20 protein-coding genes are annotated in these 19,538 nt (G+C 62.5%); 11 read left to right on the top strand and 9 right to left on the bottom strand.

The window, feature by feature from the left end; genetic code table 11:
- Nucleotides 1-11 precede the first annotated feature (11 nt).
- Entirely contained in the window at nt 12-971 is a 960-nt protein-coding gene (gene trxB, locus VOI35_RS00370) for a thioredoxin-disulfide reductase (RefSeq protein ID WP_407275927.1), read from the bottom strand.
- Between the two features lie 120 nt (nt 972-1,091).
- On the opposite strand from trxB, the gene hemH reads away from it, so the two are divergent.
- The 10 genes from hemH to VOI35_RS00320 all read left to right on the top strand — a co-directional run bounded on the left by hemH (nt 1,092) and on the right by VOI35_RS00320 (nt 11,126).
- Nucleotides 1,092-2,204 (top strand): ferrochelatase, encoded by a 1,113-nt coding sequence (hemH, locus tag VOI35_RS00365; RefSeq protein ID WP_407275926.1) that lies wholly within the window; start codon nt 1,092-1,094, stop codon nt 2,202-2,204.
- Nucleotides 2,201-2,968 (top strand): competence/damage-inducible protein A, encoded by a 768-nt coding sequence (locus VOI35_RS00360; protein WP_407275925.1) that lies wholly within the window; start codon nt 2,201-2,203, stop codon nt 2,966-2,968. Before hemH ends, VOI35_RS00360 begins: the two co-directional genes overlap by 4 nt.
- A gap of 186 nt (nt 2,969-3,154) precedes the next feature.
- Nucleotides 3,155-4,219: a calcium:proton antiporter gene (locus VOI35_RS00355; protein ID WP_407275924.1), complete on the top strand. Its 1,065-nt coding sequence runs from the start codon at nt 3,155-3,157 to the stop codon at nt 4,217-4,219.
- A gap of 79 nt (nt 4,220-4,298) precedes the next feature.
- Entirely contained in the window at nt 4,299-5,087 is a 789-nt protein-coding gene (locus VOI35_RS00350) for a TIGR01458 family HAD-type hydrolase (RefSeq protein WP_407275923.1), read from the top strand.
- A 144-nt stretch (nt 5,088-5,231) separates the two neighbouring features.
- Nucleotides 5,232-5,762 carry a metallophosphoesterase family protein gene (locus VOI35_RS00345; RefSeq protein ID WP_407275922.1) on the top strand — a complete coding sequence of 177 codons (531 nt, stop codon included), beginning with the start codon at nt 5,232-5,234 and terminating at the stop codon, nt 5,760-5,762.
- Nucleotides 5,763-5,846: 84 nt separating this feature from the next.
- Nucleotides 5,847-7,097 carry a PfkB family carbohydrate kinase gene (locus VOI35_RS00340; RefSeq protein ID WP_407275921.1) on the top strand — a complete coding sequence of 417 codons (1,251 nt, stop codon included), beginning with the start codon at nt 5,847-5,849 and terminating at the stop codon, nt 7,095-7,097.
- Between the two features lie 122 nt (nt 7,098-7,219).
- On the top strand, nt 7,220-8,932 hold the full coding sequence (locus VOI35_RS00335; RefSeq protein ID WP_407275920.1) for a putative bifunctional diguanylate cyclase/phosphodiesterase: 1,713 nt from the start codon (nt 7,220-7,222) through the stop codon (nt 8,930-8,932).
- Nucleotides 8,933-8,968: 36 nt separating this feature from the next.
- A complete protein-coding gene (locus VOI35_RS00330; protein WP_407275919.1) occupies nt 8,969-9,292 on the top strand; it encodes a BolA family protein in 324 nt (107 codons plus the stop codon).
- 10 nt (nt 9,293-9,302) lie between these two features.
- Entirely contained in the window at nt 9,303-10,325 is a 1,023-nt protein-coding gene (locus VOI35_RS00325) for an HDOD domain-containing protein (RefSeq protein ID WP_407275918.1), read from the top strand.
- Between the two features lie 6 nt (nt 10,326-10,331).
- Entirely contained in the window at nt 10,332-11,126 is a 795-nt protein-coding gene (locus tag VOI35_RS00320; protein WP_407275917.1) for a YdiY family protein, read from the top strand.
- Nucleotides 11,127-11,221: 95 nt separating this feature from the next.
- On the opposite strand, the gene VOI35_RS00315 is transcribed toward VOI35_RS00320, so the two are convergent.
- The 6 genes from VOI35_RS00315 to VOI35_RS00290 form a co-directional block, all read right to left on the bottom strand.
- Nucleotides 11,222-11,608 carry a Rid family detoxifying hydrolase gene (locus VOI35_RS00315; protein WP_407275916.1) on the bottom strand — a complete coding sequence of 129 codons (387 nt, stop codon included), beginning with the start codon at nt 11,606-11,608 and terminating at the stop codon, nt 11,222-11,224.
- 70 nt (nt 11,609-11,678) lie between these two features.
- A complete protein-coding gene (locus tag VOI35_RS00310; protein ID WP_407275915.1) occupies nt 11,679-13,856 on the bottom strand; it encodes a RelA/SpoT family protein in 2,178 nt (725 codons plus the stop codon).
- A gap of 1 nt (nt 13,857) precedes the next feature.
- Nucleotides 13,858-14,181, bottom strand: a complete 324-nt coding sequence (gene rpoZ / locus VOI35_RS00305; RefSeq protein ID WP_407275914.1) for a DNA-directed RNA polymerase subunit omega — start codon at nt 14,179-14,181, stop codon at nt 13,858-13,860.
- Between the two features lie 39 nt (nt 14,182-14,220).
- Nucleotides 14,221-14,862, bottom strand: a complete 642-nt coding sequence (gene gmk / locus VOI35_RS00300; RefSeq protein WP_407275913.1) for a guanylate kinase — start codon at nt 14,860-14,862, stop codon at nt 14,221-14,223.
- Nucleotides 14,863-14,865: 3 nt separating this feature from the next.
- Nucleotides 14,866-15,573, bottom strand: coding sequence for a DedA family protein (locus tag VOI35_RS00295; protein ID WP_407275912.1), 708 nt, complete (start codon nt 15,571-15,573; stop codon nt 14,866-14,868).
- 87 nt (nt 15,574-15,660) lie between these two features.
- On the bottom strand, nt 15,661-16,146 hold the full coding sequence (locus tag VOI35_RS00290; RefSeq protein WP_407275911.1) for a hypothetical protein: 486 nt from the start codon (nt 16,144-16,146) through the stop codon (nt 15,661-15,663).
- A gap of 153 nt (nt 16,147-16,299) precedes the next feature.
- On the opposite strand from VOI35_RS00290, the gene VOI35_RS00285 reads away from it, so the two are divergent.
- The gene (locus tag VOI35_RS00285) at nt 16,300-17,043 is read left to right on the top strand and encodes a TerC family protein (RefSeq protein WP_407275910.1); all 744 of its coding nucleotides are present in this window, start codon (nt 16,300-16,302) and stop codon (nt 17,041-17,043) included.
- Between the two features lie 84 nt (nt 17,044-17,127).
- Here VOI35_RS00285 and VOI35_RS00280 read toward each other — a convergent pair whose 3' ends face one another.
- Nucleotides 17,128-18,054 (bottom strand): LysR family transcriptional regulator, encoded by a 927-nt coding sequence (locus VOI35_RS00280; RefSeq protein ID WP_407275909.1) that lies wholly within the window; start codon nt 18,052-18,054, stop codon nt 17,128-17,130.
- A gap of 8 nt (nt 18,055-18,062) precedes the next feature.
- On the bottom strand, nt 18,063-19,433 hold the full coding sequence (gene gorA / locus VOI35_RS00275; protein ID WP_407275908.1) for a glutathione-disulfide reductase: 1,371 nt from the start codon (nt 19,431-19,433) through the stop codon (nt 18,063-18,065).
- Nucleotides 19,434-19,538: the final 105 nt, after the last annotated feature.

Below are 19,538 nucleotides of genomic sequence, written 5' to 3'. Positions count from 1 at the left end.
CACTGCCCAGGTTATTCCAGCCCTTCAAGATAGGATTTGGCATCGAGCGCGGCCATGCAACCCGTACCCGCCGAAGTAATCGCTTGCCGGTACACATGATCCATCACATCACCGGCCGCAAACACCCCAGGCACCGAAGTGGCCGTGGCATTGCCTTCCGTGCCGCTCTTGACCTGGATGTAGCCGCCCTTCAACGCGAGCTGGCCTTCAAAAATCTGGGTGTTGGGGGCATGGCCAATGGCGATGAACACCCCGGTCAGCGGGATGTCGGTGGTTTGTCCGGTTTGCGTGGCGGCAATCCGCAACCCCGTCACACCGGTGTTGTCGCCGAGCACCTCTTCCACGGCACTATGCCAGTGGATTTCGACCTTGCCTTCCTCGACTTTCTTCATCAGCCGGTCGATCAGAATGTTTTCCGCCTTGAATTTGTCCCGCCGATGGATGACATGCACCTTGGCCGCGATATTCGAGAGGTACAGCGCCTCTTCCACCGCCGTGTTGCCCCCACCGACCACGGCTACGGTCTGATTGCGGTAGAAGAACCCGTCACAGGTCGCACAGGCCGATACGCCTTTGCCGCGAAACTGCTGCTCCGAGGGAATACCCAGATATTTCGCGCTCGCGCCGGTCGCGATGATCAGCGCATCGCAGGTATAAGTGCCGGAATCGCCCACCAGGGTGAACGGGCGCTGTTGCAGATCGGTGCGCTGGATATGGTCGAAAATGATTTCGGTCTCGAATTTTTCGGCATGCGCCTTCATCCGATCCATCAATTCCGGGCCGGTCAACTCACCGGCATCCCCCGGCCAGTTCTCGATTTCGGTGGTCGTGGTGAGCTGCCCCCCCATTTCCATCCCAGTAATCAGCACCGGCTTGAGGTTTGCCCGGGCGGCATAGACCGCCGCCGCATAGCCGGCAGGGCCTGAACCCAAAATCAACAAACGCGCATGACGGGGCGTGGAATCAGTCATCACAAATCCTCTTGATCAAGAAACTGCCTACAATAATAAGCTGAAAAAGTTCGCAACCGGTCAAGCACAGGCGGCGGGGGCTCCGCCCCTTCCAAGTCCTACCTAAGATAAGGATCGATCATGCAGTATCAAGGCCAACCCGATTATGTCCACGGCAGCCTCGCGCGCCTTGGGGTGCTGCTGCTGAACCTCGGCACGCCCGACGCGCCGACCACCCCCGCGCTCAAACGCTATTTGAAGCAGTTTTTATCCGATCCGCGCGTCATCGAACTCCCCCGTTGGCAGTGGTGGCCGATTCTGAATCTCATCATCCTCAACACCCGCCCCAAGCGCTCGGCCGCCGCCTACCGCGCCGTCTGGGATCACTTTGAAGAAGGCTCCCCGCTGCTCACCATCGCCCGCCAGCAGCAGCGCGGCCTGCAACAGCGGCTCGAACAACGGCTGGCCGGCTCGGTCACGGTGGCACTCGGCATGCGCTATGGCAACCCCTCCGTGGCCAGCGCCCTGGCCGAACTGCGCGCTGCGGGCGCCGCCCGGATCGTGGTGCTGCCGCTGTATCCGCAATATGCCGCAGCCACCACCGCCTCCTCGCTCGACGCCGTGTTCGACGAACTCAAAACCTGGCGCTGGCTGCCGGAGTTACGCACCATCAACCACTACCACCGCGAACCGGCCTACCTCGACGCCCTCGCCGCGAGCATCCGCGCGCACATCGCCGAACACGGCATGCCGGACAAACTCATCCTGAGCTACCACGGCGTGCCCGAACGCTATCTGCATGCGGGCGACCCCTACCATTGCGAATGCCATGTCACCAGCCGACTGGTCTGCGATCGGCTCGGCATTCCGCCGGATCGGTATCTCACCACCTTTCAATCCCGGTTTGGACGGGAAGAATGGATCAAGCCCTACACCGATGAAACGCTCAAAAGCCTGCCGGATCGCGGCGTCAAACATATCGCCGTCGTCTGCCCCGGATTTTCTGCCGATTGCCTGGAAACCATCGAAGAAATCGGCCAGGAAAACCGTGACTACTTCATGGCTGCCGGCGGAGAAACCTACCACTACATTCCCGCGCTCAACGACCGGCCGGATCACCTCGACGCCCTGACGCAACTGGTGCTGAAACACACTCAGGGCTGGCCGGAACACAGCGCCTTCGATGCCCATGCCGACGAAAAAGAACGCGCGCAGGTTCGCCATCATGCGCTGGCACTGGGCGCCAAGCGATGACGCGCCGTCCCATTGGCGCATTCATCATTGGCGATGAAATCCTCTCGGGGCGCCGCCGAGATGTGCATCTCTCCGCGCTCATCGAACGGCTGGCACCGCGCGGGCTCACGCTCGACTGGGTGCAGATGCTGAGCGACGATGCCGCCTTGATCGAACGGCAACTGCGGCAAAGCGCTGCCGACGGTGCCACCGCCTTTTGCTTCGGCGGCATCGGTGCCACCCCCGACGACCTGACCCGCGCCGCCGCAGCGCGCGCCTTCGATGTCCCCCTGACCCGCCACCCCGAGGCCGAAGCCCGGATCGAAGCGCAATTCGGCGCCGAGGCGCGCCCGCACCGGGTGCTGATGGCCGATCTGCCCCAGGGTGCCGAGTTGATTCCCAATCCGGTGAACCAGGTGCCCGGATTTTTTCTGCGGCAACATTTTTTCATGCCCGGCTTTCCGCAGATGGCGCATCCGATGCTCGACTGGATTCTGGCGCAGCCCCTCGCCCCGCTCGGGCAGGCGCAGTATCACGAAGCCGCGCTGTGGACGATCGATGTGGCAGAAAGTGACCTGATGCCGCTGATGCAGGCACTGTGCGCGGACTACCCCACGCTCAAACTGTTCAGCCTGCCCACCCGGCAAGGCCGCCTGCGCCTGATCGAACTGGGCTTCAAGGGCGAGCGGGCGCAGGTCGATGCCGCCATGCAGGCGCTCGCCCGCGCGTTGACGCAGCGAGGCGTGGCGTTTCAAGCCCAGCGCCCGACGGATTCCGACATCTAATCGACACGCGCACCGGGGCTTCAGCCCTCGGATATACTGCCGCGACATCGTCCCTTGGGACGATTTCCTAGGGACGATTTCCTAGGGACGATTTCCTAGGGACGATTTCCTAGGGACGATTTCCTAGGGACGATTTCCTAGGGACGATTTCCCGCAAACGATTTACCCCCAGATGAGCGACACCCCATGTCACGCCATAGCCTGTTACCGTTCGCCGCGTTGGCCGCCTTGCTGCTGGCGCATTGGGGTCACAGCGCTGCCTGGAGCATCGCGCTCGGGGCGCTGATGATTCTGCCCGCCGTGATGACTGCGGTGCACCACGCCGATGTGGTCGCCCACCGCGTGGGCGAGCCGTATGGCGCGCTCATCCTCGCACTGGCCGTCACGGTGATCGAAGCCGCGCTGATCATCACTCTCATGCTGCAAGCGCCGCCCGGCGGCGAAACCCACGCCACCCTCACCCGGGATGCGATTTTCGCCACCCTCATGATCGTGCTCAACGGGGTCATCGGCCTTAGCCTGTTGCTGGGCAGCCTGCGTCATCACACCCAGGGGTTTCGTGTGGAAGGCGCCGTGCCCGCACTTTCCGTGTTGCTGGCGCTGTCGACCCTGACCCTGGTTCTGCCGAATTTCACCGTCAGCACCCCCGACGCCAGCTACAGCAAAACCCAACTGGCATTCGATGCGCTGGTGTCGCTCACTTTATGGTCGGTCTTCATCTTCAGCCAGACGGTGCGCCACCGCGCCGATTTTCTCGTCGAAGGCAAGCTGCAGGACGCCGCCCCGCGCCCCAGCCCGCGCGCGGCAATCTTTAGCCTCATCCTGCTGCTGATCGCGCTGATCGCCGTGGTCGGGCTTGCCGAATCGCTCGCGCCCAGCATCGAACACGCGGTCACCCGTTTCGGCCTGCCGCAGCCGGTGATCGGCATCCTGATTGCGCTCCTCGTGTTGCTGCCGGAAACGCTGACCGCCATTCGCGCCGCCCGCAACAATCGGCTGCAAACCAGCATCAACCTCGCCCTCGGTTCCGGGCTGGCCAGCATCGGGCTCACCATCCCGGTCGTGATTCTGACCGCCGTCTGGCTCGGCCTACCGCTGGAACTCGGGCTGGATGCCAAAAGCATCACCCTGCTGGCGCTGAGTTGCCTGGTCGCCACCCTCACCCTGGTCACCGGCCGCTCGACCATCATCCAGGGTGCCGTGCATTTGGTGATTTTTGCCGCCTTCCTGTTTCTCTCGATCGTGCCGTAAACTGACTTTGTTCGGCTGATTTCGCGGTGCCCAAAGTTGGCGCCGCGTGCGCCCAACGCACGATGCCGGGAGGTATGCCATGTTTCAACCCAGGATACCCGCCCCCGCCGGGGTCATTTTCGATATTGGCGGCGTGCTCATGCAGGGGCGCAACGCCCTGCCCGGCGCGCTCGAAGCGCTGGCGCGCCTGAGCCAGCGCGGCATACCGTTTCTGCTGCTGACCAACACCACACGCCAAAGCCACGCCCGTCTGCTGCGCGAACTGCAGGATGCCGGGTTTGAGCTGACGCCCGAACAACTGCTGACCCCCGCCCGCGTCGCCGCCGACCGGCTGATCACCCAGCAGCAGCGCGCGCTCTTGGTCATTCATCACGCGCTGGCCGAGGATTTTGCCGACTGCCCCTCGCTGGACGCGGGCAGCCGTCCCGATGCCGTGGTCATTGGCGATGCCGCCGAGGGCTTCACCTATGCCGCGCTCAATCACGCCTTTCGCGCGCTGATGGCCGGGGCGAGCCTGTATTCGTTATCCGATAGCCGCTTTTTTCAGGATGCCGATGGGCTCTCGCTGGATGCCGGCCCGTTTGTGCGGCTGCTCGAACAGGCGGCCAGCACTCAGGCGATAGCCTGCGGCAAGCCCGGTGCGGCCATTTTTACCCGCGCCTGCCAGACCTTGGGTCTGCCGCCGACTGCCATCACCCTGATTGGCGACGATGTGCACAGCGACATTACCGGCGCGCGCACCGCCGGACTCGGCGCCGTCTTGGTCAAAACAGGGAAATTTCGCCCGCAGGATTTGGCCGTGCTGCCGCCGGGCGCCCTCGTCGCCGAGCAGGTCAGCGACGCCCTGACGCAGCTTGGTCTGGATTAGCAGGCCGTTGAAAAGGGCTTTCCTGCCCATTTCCAACTCGGTTCGACGCCGTCCCAGGAACCCCCTGACGCCCGCCGGGTCGATATTCCCGTCGAACCCCTTTATGATCGACTTCCTTTGCCCCACCACGATTCAGGAGGATATGTGGATCTGGCAGCCCGCGCCGCAGTCTGCATTGGCATCATCTCCGATACGCATGGCAGTATCGAACGCCATATTTTGCACGCCTTGGAAGGCTGCGATGTGGTCGTGCATGCGGGCGATATTCTCGGCTCCGATGTGCTGCGGCAGATTGCCCCGCAAAGCGGCCATGTGCTGGCCGTGCGCGGCAATAACGACACGCCGGAACAATGGCCTGCGGGCACACAACACCTGCTCGATGCACTGCCTGAAACGCTCAGTCTGGCGCTGCCCGGCGGGATGCTGGTCGTCGAACATGGCCACCGGGTTCATCCCGCGCATCAACGCCACCAAAAGCTGCGCCTGAAACACCCGGACGCCCGGGCGATCGTGTATGGCCATACCCATTGGCGGGTGATCGATCAAACCGCGCCCATCTGGGTTCTCAACCCCGGCGCGGCCGGCCGGATTCGGGCGCATGGCGGCGCAAGCTGCCTGATTCTGCACGCCACCGCCCATGAATGGACGGTACGCGCGGTGCCCGAACGCGCCTGAAGCCAGCCGCCATCCCGAATCGCCGCTTTTTACTTCGCGCTCTGCGGCATAATCTGCCCTGTTTCAATTTCCCGGAACTGGGGCATGGCAAAGATTTTGGGCGTCGGCATCGCCACCTTAGACATCATCAATGAAACCGACGGATACCCGGCCGAGGACAGCGAGCAGCGGGCGCTGGCGCACCGGCAGACGCCGGGCGGCAATGTCACCAACACCCTGAGCGTTCTCGCCCAGTTTGGCCATCTGTGTCATTTGGCCGCCGTACTCGCCCCCGATGCGGGCGGCACGATCCTCGAAGAAACCCTCAGCCAGCGCGGCTTGCGGCTCGATGCCTGCCATCGCAACGGCTTCGGCCATACGCCCACTTCCTATATCACCCTCAATCGAAAAACCGGCAGCCGCACGATCGTGCACCATCGGGATCTGCCCGAATTCGACCTCAACGCATTTCTTGCGATTGATCTTGCGGACTTTGACTGGCTGCACTTCGAAGGCCGGCATTGCATGGATACCGCCGCCATGATGGCACTCGCGCAGGCCAAACATCCCCGCGCGGTTCGTTCGCTGGAAGTCGAAAAAGAGCGCCCCTATCTCGCGCAGCTCTTCCCCCTGGCGGATGTGCTGTTTCTCGGGCGCGCGTTCGCAGAAGGCCGGGGGCTCCACACCCCGGAGGCCGCCCTGCGCGCGGCGCGCGACTGGGCGCCGCAAGCCGTCTGCGTGCTCGCCTGGGGCGCGGCCGGGGCGTTTGTGCAGGCGCCGGATGAACCCGCCCAAGCAATTGCCAGCACCCCGATCGAAACCGTGGTCGATAGCGTCGGTGCCGGGGATACCCTGATCGCCGGCACGATCCATGCCCGTTTGACCGGACAGGATTGGCCCGATGCGGTGACCTTTGGCGTTCGTCTGGCAGAAAAAAAACTCCAGCAGATTGGCTTTGATGACCTCAACCCGGTCAACCTGCCCGAGGGGGTACTGTGCCGGCTGGAGGATTTAGGCGCCGCCGATGCGCTGGGCGTCGCCCCGATCGATGGCGTGCCCAGCGTGATCGTGGTGCGCGACGGGCGGCGCGTACAAGCCTTCCGCAACACCTGCCCGCACAATGGCTCCCCCCTCGCCCGTGGCTATCGGGGGTACACCCTGACGCGCGACGGCCAGCTGATGTTGCGCTGCACGGTGCACAACGCGCGCTTCAGTCTGGAAGGCGGAACCTGTACGCAGGGCCCCTGCCCCGGCGAGCACCTAACCCCCGTGGCCATCCGCATCGAACAAGGGCGTATCGTTCTGGCCGATGCCCCCCGCGAGGAAGCCGCCGGCGCATCCGCCCAAGGCCTCTGAGCGCACACCCCCGGCGACCCTGTGCTAAAGTGGAAACCATTCTTATTCGATTCACTTGAGGTTATGCGTCATGGACGATGCCCCTCGCGCACCGCGCGCCTAGACCCTCCACGGATCCTCTGATGAGCACCCCGCCGATTCCGCCCGAACTCTCTGCCCTGCTGCTCGACGCGATGACGGATTTTGTCATTGCCAAAGACGCAGGCAGTCATTGGCTGCTGGCCAATCGGGCGGCGCGCGAACTCATCGGGCTCGATCAGCTGGACTGGATCGGCAAAACCAATTTCGAACTCGCCGCGCTCAGCCCGCCGATCATGCGCGCTGTGCTCACTTCCTGCCAGAAGACCGACGAAGCCACCTGGGCCGCCTTGCAGCCGGTGCGCCGCACCGAATCCATTCCCGACGGTCAAGGGGGATTCGTCCATTTCGACATCATCAAGCACCCCGTTTTCGATGCGCAGGGGCAGCCCAGTCATCTGCTGGTGATCGGCCGCGATGTCACCGCACAGCATCAAGCCCAGGAACGCTACGAACACACCGTCAGCCAGGATGAGCTGACCGGCCTGCTCAACCGGCGCTTTTTCCAGATTCGCGCCCAGCAATGGCTGGATGAACTCGATCCGCACAGCGGCCGGCAGCTCGTACTCCTGCTGTTTGATCTCGACCATTTCCGCGCCATCAATGACAGTTACGGCCACGAGCGCGGCGATCAATTGCTGCAGGAGATGGCGCGCCGCCTGACCCACGAATGTGGCATGGAACGCATGCTTCTGGGTCGGCTGGGGGGCGATGAGTTCGCCATTCTCGTCCCCGGGGGCGACGATCCCGCCGAGCTCGACTATCTCGGCCGCCGCGTGCAAGAACTGGCCGGGCGCCCATTCACCTTCGGCCAGATCACCCTGTTCACCAGCGCCAGTACCGGCATCGTGCTGTGGCCCGATCACGGACACACCATTGGCGAACTGCTCCATCAGGCCGATTCGGCCATGTACGCCGCCAAGGCGCAGGGACGCAATGGCCACGCGATTTTCTCGCCCACGCTGGCCGAGCATCAAAACTGGCGCGCCAAACTGCTCACCGCCCTGCGCCAGGGTTTGACGGAAAATCGCTTTCACCTGGTCTATCAGGTGCAGCAGAACGCGCGCAGCCTGGCGATTACCGGCGTCGAGGCCCTGCTTCGCTGGACGCCGCCCACCCCGGATCTGGTCGCCCGCCCCGATCAGTTCGTCCCGTTGCTCGAAGAATCCGGCGCCATCATCGAACTGGGCGGCTGGATCCTGGCGGAAGCCTGCAGCCAGCTCGCGCGCTGGCAAACCCAGGTTCGGGAGCCGGTCACGGTCGCGGTGAATGTTTCCAGCATCCAGTTGCACGCCCCCTGTTTTCTCGACCGGGTGCGCACCGCACTCGCGCTGTCAAACATCAACCCGGCCTGTCTGGAACTCGAACTCACCGAATCGGCACTGGTGGCCGACCCCATCAAGGCCGGGCAAACCCTCAATGCCTTGCGCGCGCTCGGCGTGCAGCTCGCGCTCGATGATTTTGGCACCGGATATTCTTCCCTGAGCTATCTCACCAAGTTTTCGTTCAACCGGCTCAAAATCGACAAAAGCTTTGTGCAGGACATTCTCTCTGACCCCAGCGACCTCGAAATCGTCAAGGCCATCATCGCCATGGGCCATGCCTTGGGACTGGAGGTCGTGGCCGAAGGCGTGGAAACCAAGGCCGAGCGCGACTTGCTGGATGCGCTCGGCTGCGATTCCTTTCAAGGCTATCTGGTCGGGCGACCGAGCCCGGCCACAGAAATTGCCCCTCTGTTGGGCGTCGGCTTGATATGATTCATAGAACCATTTGATTGACACAACGGGTCCGCCATGAACACCCCCACCCTCTCCCGGAGAGACCGTATCCAGCACGCCTTGACCGCCCACTTCGCGCCGGTGCATCTGTCGGTGGACAACGAATCCCACCAGCACGCGGGCCAGCGCCAAGAGTCGCATTATCGGGTGGTCATCGTCAGCTCATCGTTTGCCGGTCAACCGCTGCTGGCCCGGCACCGCATGATCAACGCGGTGCTCAGCGCGGAGCGTGATCAAGGGCTTCATGCCCTGGCTTTGCATGCCTATTCCCCCGACGAATGGCAGGCGCGTGGCCAAGATGCCCCCGCCTCGCCGGTCTGCGCCGGGGCACACGCCTAACGAGTGGGATATGGGCATCTTTTCCTGGTTATTCGGCCAGAAATCCGCGCCGTCGAACCCCGCGCCCGCCCCGGCGCGTCGCCCCCGGCCAACCACCGAACTCAAGAGCGAATCCGCCTACCCGGATCGAGAACTCATCGCCCGCTTGTTTTATCTCCACCTGTTTGGTGCCCGCGCCTACCCGCTGGATCCGGGCAGCACATTGCGCCCCGCCGAAGCCGACTGGCTGGCGGCACGCCAGGAAGATCTCAAGCGCACCCCGACCCAGCTCACCCAGCTGGTGCCGAGATTACCGGCCGTGCTGCCCCGGCTGATGACCGCGCTCAACGACACCGATACCCCGATTCGCCACCTGACTGAGCTGATCGAATCCGACCCGATCATCGCCGCGCAGGTGCTCCGGCTGATCAACAGCCCGGCAATGCGGGTACGCCGCGAAGACATCACCTCGCTCGAACAGGCGGTGCTGCTGCTCGGATTCGCGGGGATGCGCGAGGTGGTTTCCGCCGCCATGTTCAGCCCGATCGGCAAGCTCAACCTGGTCGCTGGCGTGCACCCCCTGCTGATTCATGACATCTGGCCGATCAGCCTGCGGGCAGCCAATGCCCTGCGGATGGGACTGAAATCGAAAGCGGCACCCGCCGATGCCCCGGAAGGCGGCGAGGCGTTCGATCTGTATCTGTCCGTGCTGATCGAACATACCGGCCTGATTGCGCTGGTGCGTCAGCAGCCCCTGACGGGTTCTGCGCTCACACCGGCCTATCTTGATGCCGTGCGCCGACTCGTGCCCGCCTATAGCGCGCGCATCGCCGAAGCCTGGGCGCTCTCGCCCCGTGCAATCGACCTGATTCGCAATCCGGATCCGGTGCTGGACGGCTACCGGCAGAATGCGCGCTATTTCGCTACGGCCTGCGCGCTGAATCGGCGGGGGTTCCTCGACCCGGCACAACTGCTCCATTTGTGCCGGGATCTGCCCCCCTATGCCAGCGAATGGCACGACACCTGCGTCAGCCATCCGCAGGATACGAAGTAATTTCTCATGTCCGCACGCCAGACCGCCGTCTCCCGCGCCCGCCAGATGATTTTGGCATCCGCCTTATGCCTCGGCAGCCCTCTGGCTCTGGCGCTCTCGCCCGATCCCGAACTCGTCGGCCTGCACCAACCCGACCCCGCCGCCGCAGCGCAAGCCGAAGCGGCCTGGAGTGGCGAGGCCGAGCTGGGCGGCAACCGCAGCTCCGGCAATGCCAACAACGCAAATCTCAACGCCAAAATCCAATTGGCGCACCAGAACGGCACCTGGGCACAGCACCTTCGGCTGGAGAGCCAGCAAGCCAGCCAGAACGGCATCACCACGGCCAACCACAGCATGGCCGAGTGGGAAACGACACACGCCCTCGGTGACGAGCAATACAGCTTTGGCGTGGCGCGTGCCAGCCATGATCCCTTCGCCGGCTACGCCTACCAGGCCAGCCTCAGCGCGGGGTTGGGGCATGTCTTCCGCAATACGCAAGGCAGCCGTCTGACCCTGGAAGCCGGCCCCGGGGTACGACAAAGCCAGCAAACCAGCGGCGCGCGACAAACCGAAGTGATTGGCCGGGTCGCCGGACACCTGAGCGTGCCACTCACGCCGCAGGCCAAATTCACCCAACAGGTCACCACGCTGGCCGGCGCCAGCAACACCGAACTCGAATCGGAAACGGGGCTGTCTACCTCATTGACGGATCATATCGGCCTCAAACTGTCGTACACCATCCTGCACAACAGCGCGACACTTGCCGATAAAAAACCGACCGACACGCTCACGGCATTCAGCCTGCAATATCACTTCAAGTGAACGACGCGGAATCGCATCGCGCGGGAGCCACCCCCGCCTTGCGCGCCGCGACGGGTCACTTTGAACCGGGCGGACAAGCCGCTTTCGGCAGCCGATCAATCGGCCAAGACCATCACGCCATCCATCTCGACCCGCGCGCCCCGCGGCAAGGCAGCAACGCCGATGGCGGCGCGCGCCGGATAGGGCGCCTGCAAGAACTCCGTCATCACGGCATTGACCGTCGAAAAATGGCTCAAATCTGTCAGATAGACCTGCAATTTGACGACATCGGCCAGTGAGCCGCCCGCTGCCGCGCACACGGCCGATAGATTCTGCAGCACCTGCCGAATCTCGGCCTCGATCGTCTCATCGACCATCGTCATCTTCTGCGGATCGAGCGCGATTTGCCCCGAGAGATACACGGTCTGGCCGCAACGCACCGCCTGGGAATAAGTCCCGATGGCCTGCGGGGCGCGATCGGTTTGAATGATGGTTTTACTCATGGCTTCATCCTGCCCTTTGAACGATAAATAATAAAAGCAATGACTTAGTCTCACGAATGCACCCAAAAAATTACGGGCGCACCACCTTGACGACATCCGGAATCTGCTTGATCCGCCGCATGACCCGGGCGAGATGAACCCGGTCCTTCACCCGCAGGGCAATCGTAATGATGGTGAGATTCACATCCCGATCATCAAACCGCACATCGTCGATATCTGCGCCCGTTTCCGCCACGGAAGCGGCAATGCGCGCCAAGCCGCCCCGCACATTTTTGGCATGCACCGCGATCAGCGCCTGATATTCCCCGGAGGGCACCGCCGCCCAGGTGACCGCCAGCCAACGCTCGGGATGCACGCCCGCATCGGCGGCATTACTGCAATCGCGGCGATGCACCACGATGCCCCGCCCGGTGCTTAAAAATCCGGTGACGCTATCACCGGGGATCGGGTGGCAACACTTCGCAAAATCCACCACCAGGCCTTCTGTGCCACTGATGATGATGGGGGCAACCGTCGATGCCACCCCACGGTCGTCCGCGCCCTGGCTCGGCGTATCCGCCACCAGCAAGCGCGCCACCAACGGCGCCATGCGGTTGCCGAGCCCGATCTCCCGCAGTAACTCGGACAGGGAATCGTGGTGATACTCGGCCAGCAGGCGTTGCAGGCGCTCCGGGGGCAGCGTCTCGATGCTGCTCGACTCCCCTTCCAGCGCCTTGCTGAGCAGCCGATGCCCCAGCTTGATCGCCTCCGCCTCCTGCAAATTCTTCAGAAAGCTCCGGATATTCGCCCGCGCCTTCGCGGTGACGACAAACGACAGCCAGTTGGGATTGGGCTCCGCCCCGCTCGCGGTGATGATTTCGATGGTCTGCCCGTTTTCCAGAATGGTGGATAAGGGCGCGAAACGGCGGTCGATCTTGCAGGCGACACTGTGGTTCCCCACATCGGTATGGATCGCATAGGCGAAATCCACCACCGTCGCCCGACGCGGCAGCTCGATGATTTCGCCCATCGGGGTGAAGACATACACCTCATCGGGGAACAGATCGACCTTGACGGATTCGAGGAACTCTTGCGGATTCCCGGCTTTTTGCTGAATTTCCAGCAAATCACGCAGCCATTCCCGCGCGCGCGCCTGGGTGACCGTGCCCTGATCGTGACTGGATTTGTACAGCCAATGCGCCGCAATGCCGCTTTCGGCGAATTGGTGCATTTCATGGGTGCGTAATTGCACTTCGAGCGGAATCCCATGCGGGCCGAACAGAATGGTATGCAGGGACTGATAACCGTTCGCCTTGGGAATGGCGATGTAATCCTTGAACCGGCCCGGCAAGGGCTTATACAGGTTATGCACGATACCCAGCGCGCGGTAGCACTCATCCACCGTCTGCACCACGACACGCACCGCAAACACATCGAACACTTCCTTGAAGCTCAACTGTTTTTGCTGCATTTTCCGATAAATCGAGTAGGGGCGTTTTTCGCGCGCATCGATCATGACCCGCAGCCCCTCTTCGGCAAACCGCTGCATGAAGCGATCTTCAATGCCCGCCACCACCTCGCGCCGATTGCCCCGCGCCTTGCGCACGGCTTCCGTCAACACCCGGTAGCGGGTCGGGTAGAGCGCGGCGAAGCCCATGTCTTCCAGTTCATGTCGCAGCGAATTAAGCCCGAGGCGGCTGGCAATCGGGGTATAGATGTCGAGCGTTTCGCGGGCGATGCGACGGCGTTTGTCGGGGCGCATCACGCCCAATGTGCGCATGTTGTGCAGGCGATCTGCAAGCTTGATGAGGATGACGCGGACATCTTCGACCATCGCCATCATCATTTTGCGAAAGTTCGCCGCCTGGGCTTCGGCCTTGGATTTGAAGCGGATCTGCGTCAGCTTCGACACGCCATCGACCAATCGCGCGACTTCTTCACCGAAGCGCAGCACGATTTCCTCGCGGGCGACGGCGGTATCCTCGATCACATCGTGCAAAATCGCCGCGACCAGGGTGGCCTCGTCCATGTGCAACCCGGCCAGGATCTCGGCCACGGCCAGCGGATGGCTAATATATGGCTCGCCACTCTGGCGCGATTGCCCCAGATGGGCATTGGCACCAAAAACAAAGGCATCGCGCACCAGCGCAATGCCTTGGGGGGAAATGTAGGACGATAACGCCAGCGCCAAAGGCGCGAAATAGACTTCCGCCGCCGCCGCTTCCGGCAACAGCACCAAGGGCGCCGGCGCGGTTTCTGTCTCGGGCAAGTTATTCCTCGTCGCTGTTGCTGGCCGGGCGACGCGGGGCGACCTCGTCCTCATCGGCAAATTGCGCCAACTCCGCGCGAATTTCCGCCTCGGAGATCTGCGAGCGCATCACGACCATTTTTTCCTGGATTTCGTCAATGCGCGCCTGATCGATTTTGCCTTCGCCGATTTCGCGCAGAGCGATGACTACCGGCTTTTCTTTGCCCATCGGCACCAGCGGCTCCGCCCCTTGCTCGATCTGCCGCGCACGGCGCGCGGCCATCAGCACTAACTCAAAGCGGTTGGGAACTTTAACGAGACAATCTTCGACGGTGACACGCGCCATGTTGCATACCCGGCAATTTCTGGAAAATGACCGGAGATTCTACGGGGTATGGGGGGTGTTCAGCAAATTTTCCAGCCGCTCTGCCTGACGAACCGCCTGCACAGGCGTTCTCAGCCGCGCGGCGGTAAACACCGCCGCCAGCTCCGCCAGAGCCTGGTCGAAATCATCATTGATGATGAGGTAGTCGTAGTGTGCATATTCGCGCATTTCGCGCTGTGCTTCACTCAAGCGCCGCTCGATCACCGCGGCCGCATCCTGCCCGCGCCCCTCCAGCCGCGCACGCAGCGCCGCAAGATCTGGCGGCAGAATGAACACACTGAACAGTGAGGGAAACTGCGACCGCACCTGCGCCGCACCCTGCCAGTCGATCTCCAGAATCACATCCTGACCCGCAGCCAGCACCGCCTCAACCGCAGCGCGGCTGGTTCCGTAATAATTGCCAAACACCTCGGCGTGTTCAATGAACGCCCCTTCCGCCCGCATCTGCCGAAATACCTCCGTCGTGACGAAATGGTAATGCTGGCCGTTCACCTCTCCCGGCCGCATCGGCCGCGTGGTATGCGATACCGACAAGCCCAACTGGGGCTGCTGCATGCGCAACGCCTTGATCAAGCTGGTTTTTCCGGCGCCGGAAGGCGCGGAAACCACAAAAAGCTGCCCCGTGGCACTCAACCCGGACATCACTCACTCCCCTTGTTCTGTCGCACGGCGCTGCACCCGCGCGCGATACCGATGCCAAACCCATAAACCCAGGGCGACCAGCAAAATCACGCCGCCCCCGATGAGCACGACATAATGACCGTAATGACTGATTTGACTCAACACCTGCTCGGCCGCATGACCAAACACCCAGCCCAGCCCGATAAACAGCGTCGCCCAGATCAGGGCGCCCAGCGCATTGAAGAATGCGAACAACCAGGGGTTCAGGCCACTGTGCCCGATCAATACCGGCCCTGCAGCACGAAAACCGTAGACGAACCGCACCAGAATGACCACCGGCGCATGGTAGCGATGAATCCAAGCATCCAGCTTCGGCTTGCGCGCCGCCCAACTGGGAAACCGCAACAAAATGGCATCTCCGCGCCATCGCCCAAGCCAGAAAAAAATCTGATCGCCCAACCAGCCAAAAAACACCGCCACCACCCAAACCTGCCACAGCGGCAGAATGCCTTGATGCGCGGTCAAGCCGGCCAGCACTAAAACGGTTTCGCCTTCCAGCAGGCAGCCAAGCGCCAGAAAATACAAGCCGTACTGCGCCAGCAGTGCCGCAATGTCGATATGAAACACACTCACCCCTGTCGAAAACCCGCCCGGCATGAACCGGCGGAAGGTATTTGACTGGCGACCCGCCGGTCGCCACGCCGGTTCACGATGAAGCCCTCGTCCATCCATGCCCGGCACGCAGAGCCGGCCTGCGACCGCCGTTGAACAGGCTATTGAAGCAGGTGGCGCCAACCCGTGGATTGGCCAAGCCGGCGATCAGGCGCCGGTCACGCGGGTGGTGCCATTGGGTGCCGTCATCAGCTGTACCCGCTGCCCGACTCGGAACAGCTCAGCCCCAACTGGCTGCACCACCGACACCGTCCGACCATCATCCAGCCGAACAACGATTTCGACGCCATTTTGCCGACTGACATTGTCCTGAATGGCGTTCCCCGCAATCCCGCCGGCAATCGCGCCACCGGCGGTCGCGAGGCTACGCCCCAGCCCACCCCCTACGCCGCTGCCCAGCAAGCCGCCGATGACCGCGCCCCCCAAGGCACCGACCGGCACATCATTGTTATTACCAGCAATTTCGACCCCGCGCAGGCTTTGGATGGTGCCGTACCGCACCGTCTGCATCTGCATCGCCGAGTTGCTGCTGTAGACATTGGCCGACATCGGCGTGGCACAACCCGCCAGCGTCAGGGACAACACCGCAAGACCCGCCAAAAGCCACCCGACTCGATTCAAACGACTGTTCATCTGGACCACCTCCCAAGGGCGAGCATCATATCGTGTCAGTCACAACGATTCGATTGCCCGGCAAGAAATATTTAACTGCATGAATTTTGTCAACTTATGACGGCAAATTCCCGCTAGAATTCCGCAAAATTTTTTGCACCATTGAGCCGACCCATGCTGGAACTCCTTTTCGCCCCGGAAACCTGGATTGCCTTTGCCACCCTGACCGCGCTGGAAATCGTGTTGGGGATCGACAACATCATCGTCATCGCCATTCTGGTCGGGAAACTGCCGGCACACAAACGCCAGGCCGCCCGACTGTTTGGGCTGGCTTTGGCCATGGTCACCCGGATCGGCCTGCTGTTCTCCTTGGTCTGGCTGATGGGATTAACGCAACCCTTTATCCACATTGGCGAATTGGGATTTTCTGGCCGGGATTTGATCCTGCTGGTCGGCGGCCTCTTTCTAATTTACAAAGCCGTCACCGAAATGCACGAAACGATGGAGACGGGCGGGCAGGCCGAATCCCACGATGGTCCTTCACTGAAAAAGGTAGCCATCAGCACCGTGATCATGCAAATCGCCCTGATCGACATTGTGTTCTCGCTCGATTCCGTGATCACCGCAATTGGCTTGGTGCAGCACATTGAAATCATGGTGGCCGCCATTGTGGCCGCCGTGCTGGTGATGATGGTCGCTGCCAAGCCAATCAGCGAATTCGTCGAACGGCACCCCACCGTGAAAATGTTGGCGCTATCTTTCCTGATCCTGGTCGGGGTGTTCCTGATGGCCGAATCGTTCGGCGTCCATGTCTCGAAGGGCTATATTTATTCTGCGATGGCGTTCTCGGTCATCGTCGAGTTCCTGAATATCCGGATGCGCAAGAAGCGCGCAGCGCTCACCGGCAAACCGGAGTAACCGGCCGGCCTGGGCGGAAACGCGCGGCGCGCAATCGGCCAATCCTTCGACGACCCCAGCCTGAAAACCTGGGCGTGCCGCCGCTCAAACCGCAGCGCTGCTGCGAATTCCGGTCAGCGTCCGGCGGGATACCCGGCGCGCCGTATCCACGAACTCGCGCACGAAGGGCAACCCGGCCTCGTCTTTGCGCAATGCGAGATACAGCGTGGCGCTCATCCCTTCGGTCGATAAGGGCCGCGCCACCAGGCGCCCCCCCGCCAGCTCTTCCGCCACCGCCCAGGCCGGCAGCGCCGCCACGCCGCGCTGGCTCGCCACCCATTGCGCGATCATCACGGTCAGCTCGGAACTGCGTGTCGCCTTGGGCTCTACCCCGGCCGGCTCCAGAAACCGCCGGAAGATATCCAGCCGCTGCCGATTGACCGGATAGGTAATGACCGTCTCTTCCGCCAGCATCTCTGGCGTAATCACCGCTTCCGTCGCCAGCCGGTGTTCTGGCGCGACCATGAGCATGACCGCATACTCGAACAAGGGCTCAAACACGAGCGCCGGGTTATCGACGGGATCCGAACTGACGACCACATCGACCAGGCCACGCGCCAAGGCATCCAGCGCATCAAAACTATGCGCCAGGGATAAGTCGGTGTCGATATTCGGCCACTGCTGGCGATACGCATCGAGCGTCGGCAACAGCCAGGAGAAACAGGAATGGCACTCCAGCGCGATAAACAGCCGTCCGGTATCGTCGCCCGCCAGCTGGCGGAGATCCCGATCCAGCGCATCGAACAGCGGCAAAATGTGCTGCGATGCCTGCAGAATCCGCCGCCCGGCGGGCGTCGGCTGCATCGGGCGCGAACGGCGGGAAAACAGGGAAACGCCGTAATACTCCTCAATCGCCCGTAACTGATGCGACAGCGCCGATTGCGTCAAATGCAGCTGTTCCGCCGCCAGCGCGAGCGAGTCACTTTCGACGATCGCGCGGATGGTGCGCAAATGACGGGCTTCCAGAAACATGAGGCAGCTCAATCCCGGGGCGTTTTCAGGGTCACCAATTCCTCGGAGGCGGTCGGATGGATCGCCACCGTCGCGTCGAAATCGGCCTTGGTCAGCCCGGCTTTAACCGCCACGGCAAAGCCTTGCAGCATCTCATCCACGCCGTCGCCAATGAGGTGCACGCCAATCACGCGCTGGTGCTTACCGAGGCATACGAGCTTCATCGCCGTCTTGAATCCGGTCGAGGACAGCGCATAACGCATCGGCGTGAAGCGGGTTTCATAGATGGTGATCGCAGCATCGCCATATTCGGCGCGCGCAGCTTCTTCTGTCATCCCCACCGTACCGATCGGAGGATGGGCGAACACCACGGTCGGAATATCGTGGTAATCGAGCTTGGCCGCCGGTTTCCCGTTGAACAGGCGCTCGGCCAGTTGGCGCCCCGCCGCGATGGCCACCGGCGTCAACGGCGCGCGCCCGGTGATGTCGCCAATCGCAAACACGCTCGGCACATTGGTGTTCTGGTACGCATCGGTCGGAATGATCCCGTTGCGCTCGACCGTCACGCCGGCCGCCTCCAACCCAATGTCCCGGGTATTCGGCGCACGACCGACCGCCCAGATGATTTGATCGAAGGGCCCCAGTGTCTGACCATCCGCACCCGTGAGGAATTTCCCGTCTTCCGATTGGGTCAATGCCTGCACCTTGAAGGGCAGATGCATCGTCACGCCCAAGGCGGCCAGATTTTCGGTGGCCACTTCGCGCAGCATCCCATCGAAGGGCGCGATGATCGTGTCGAGCAGATCCAGCAGCGTCACCTCACTGCCCAGCGCCTTCAGCACCCCGGCCAACTCGACACCGATATACCCCCCGCCAATCACCGCGACACGGCGGGGCAACTCGGTCAAATCGAAGAAACCATCGGAGGTGATGCCGAGCGCCGCGCCGGGCACCGGCGGCACGAAGGGATGACCGCCAGTGGACAACACGATATGGGGGGCGGTGTAGGTTGTATCCTCCACGGCCACCGTAGTCGGCGAGGTCAACACACCACGCCCCCGCAGCACGGTGATACCCAGCCGTTCGGCGTAACCATCCCAAAACTGCCGGATATTGTCGACATAGCGATTCCGCCCCGCTACCAGCGCGGCGAAATCGACCGACGCATCCGCAGGGGCAAAGCCCCAACCCTCGGCTTCGTGGCGGGCGTGGGCGAAATTCGCCGCGTACCACATGACTTTTTTCGGCACGCAACCCAAATTGACGCAGGTGCCGCCCAGCGACGCGGGCTCAATCACCGCGACCTTGACGCCATAGGCAGCGGCCCGCTCGGCCACGGCCAAGCCACCGGAACCGCCGCCGAGCACAATCAGATCAAACGCACGCACTGAATCATTCATGATTTACTCCTGACAGATAGGCATGGCGATACGGCCATACCGCCACCCATCGGCGGCATGGCCGTATCGCCCCGTGCGGGGCGAGCGAACAGGGCAGGCCGCCCT

Origin of the sequence: Halothiobacillus sp. DCM-1, from assembly GCF_045689735.1 — a bacterium.
Classification (GTDB): domain Bacteria; phylum Pseudomonadota; class Gammaproteobacteria; order Halothiobacillales; family Halothiobacillaceae; genus Halothiobacillus.
This window is presented reverse-complemented; position numbering and strand designations above follow the sequence as displayed.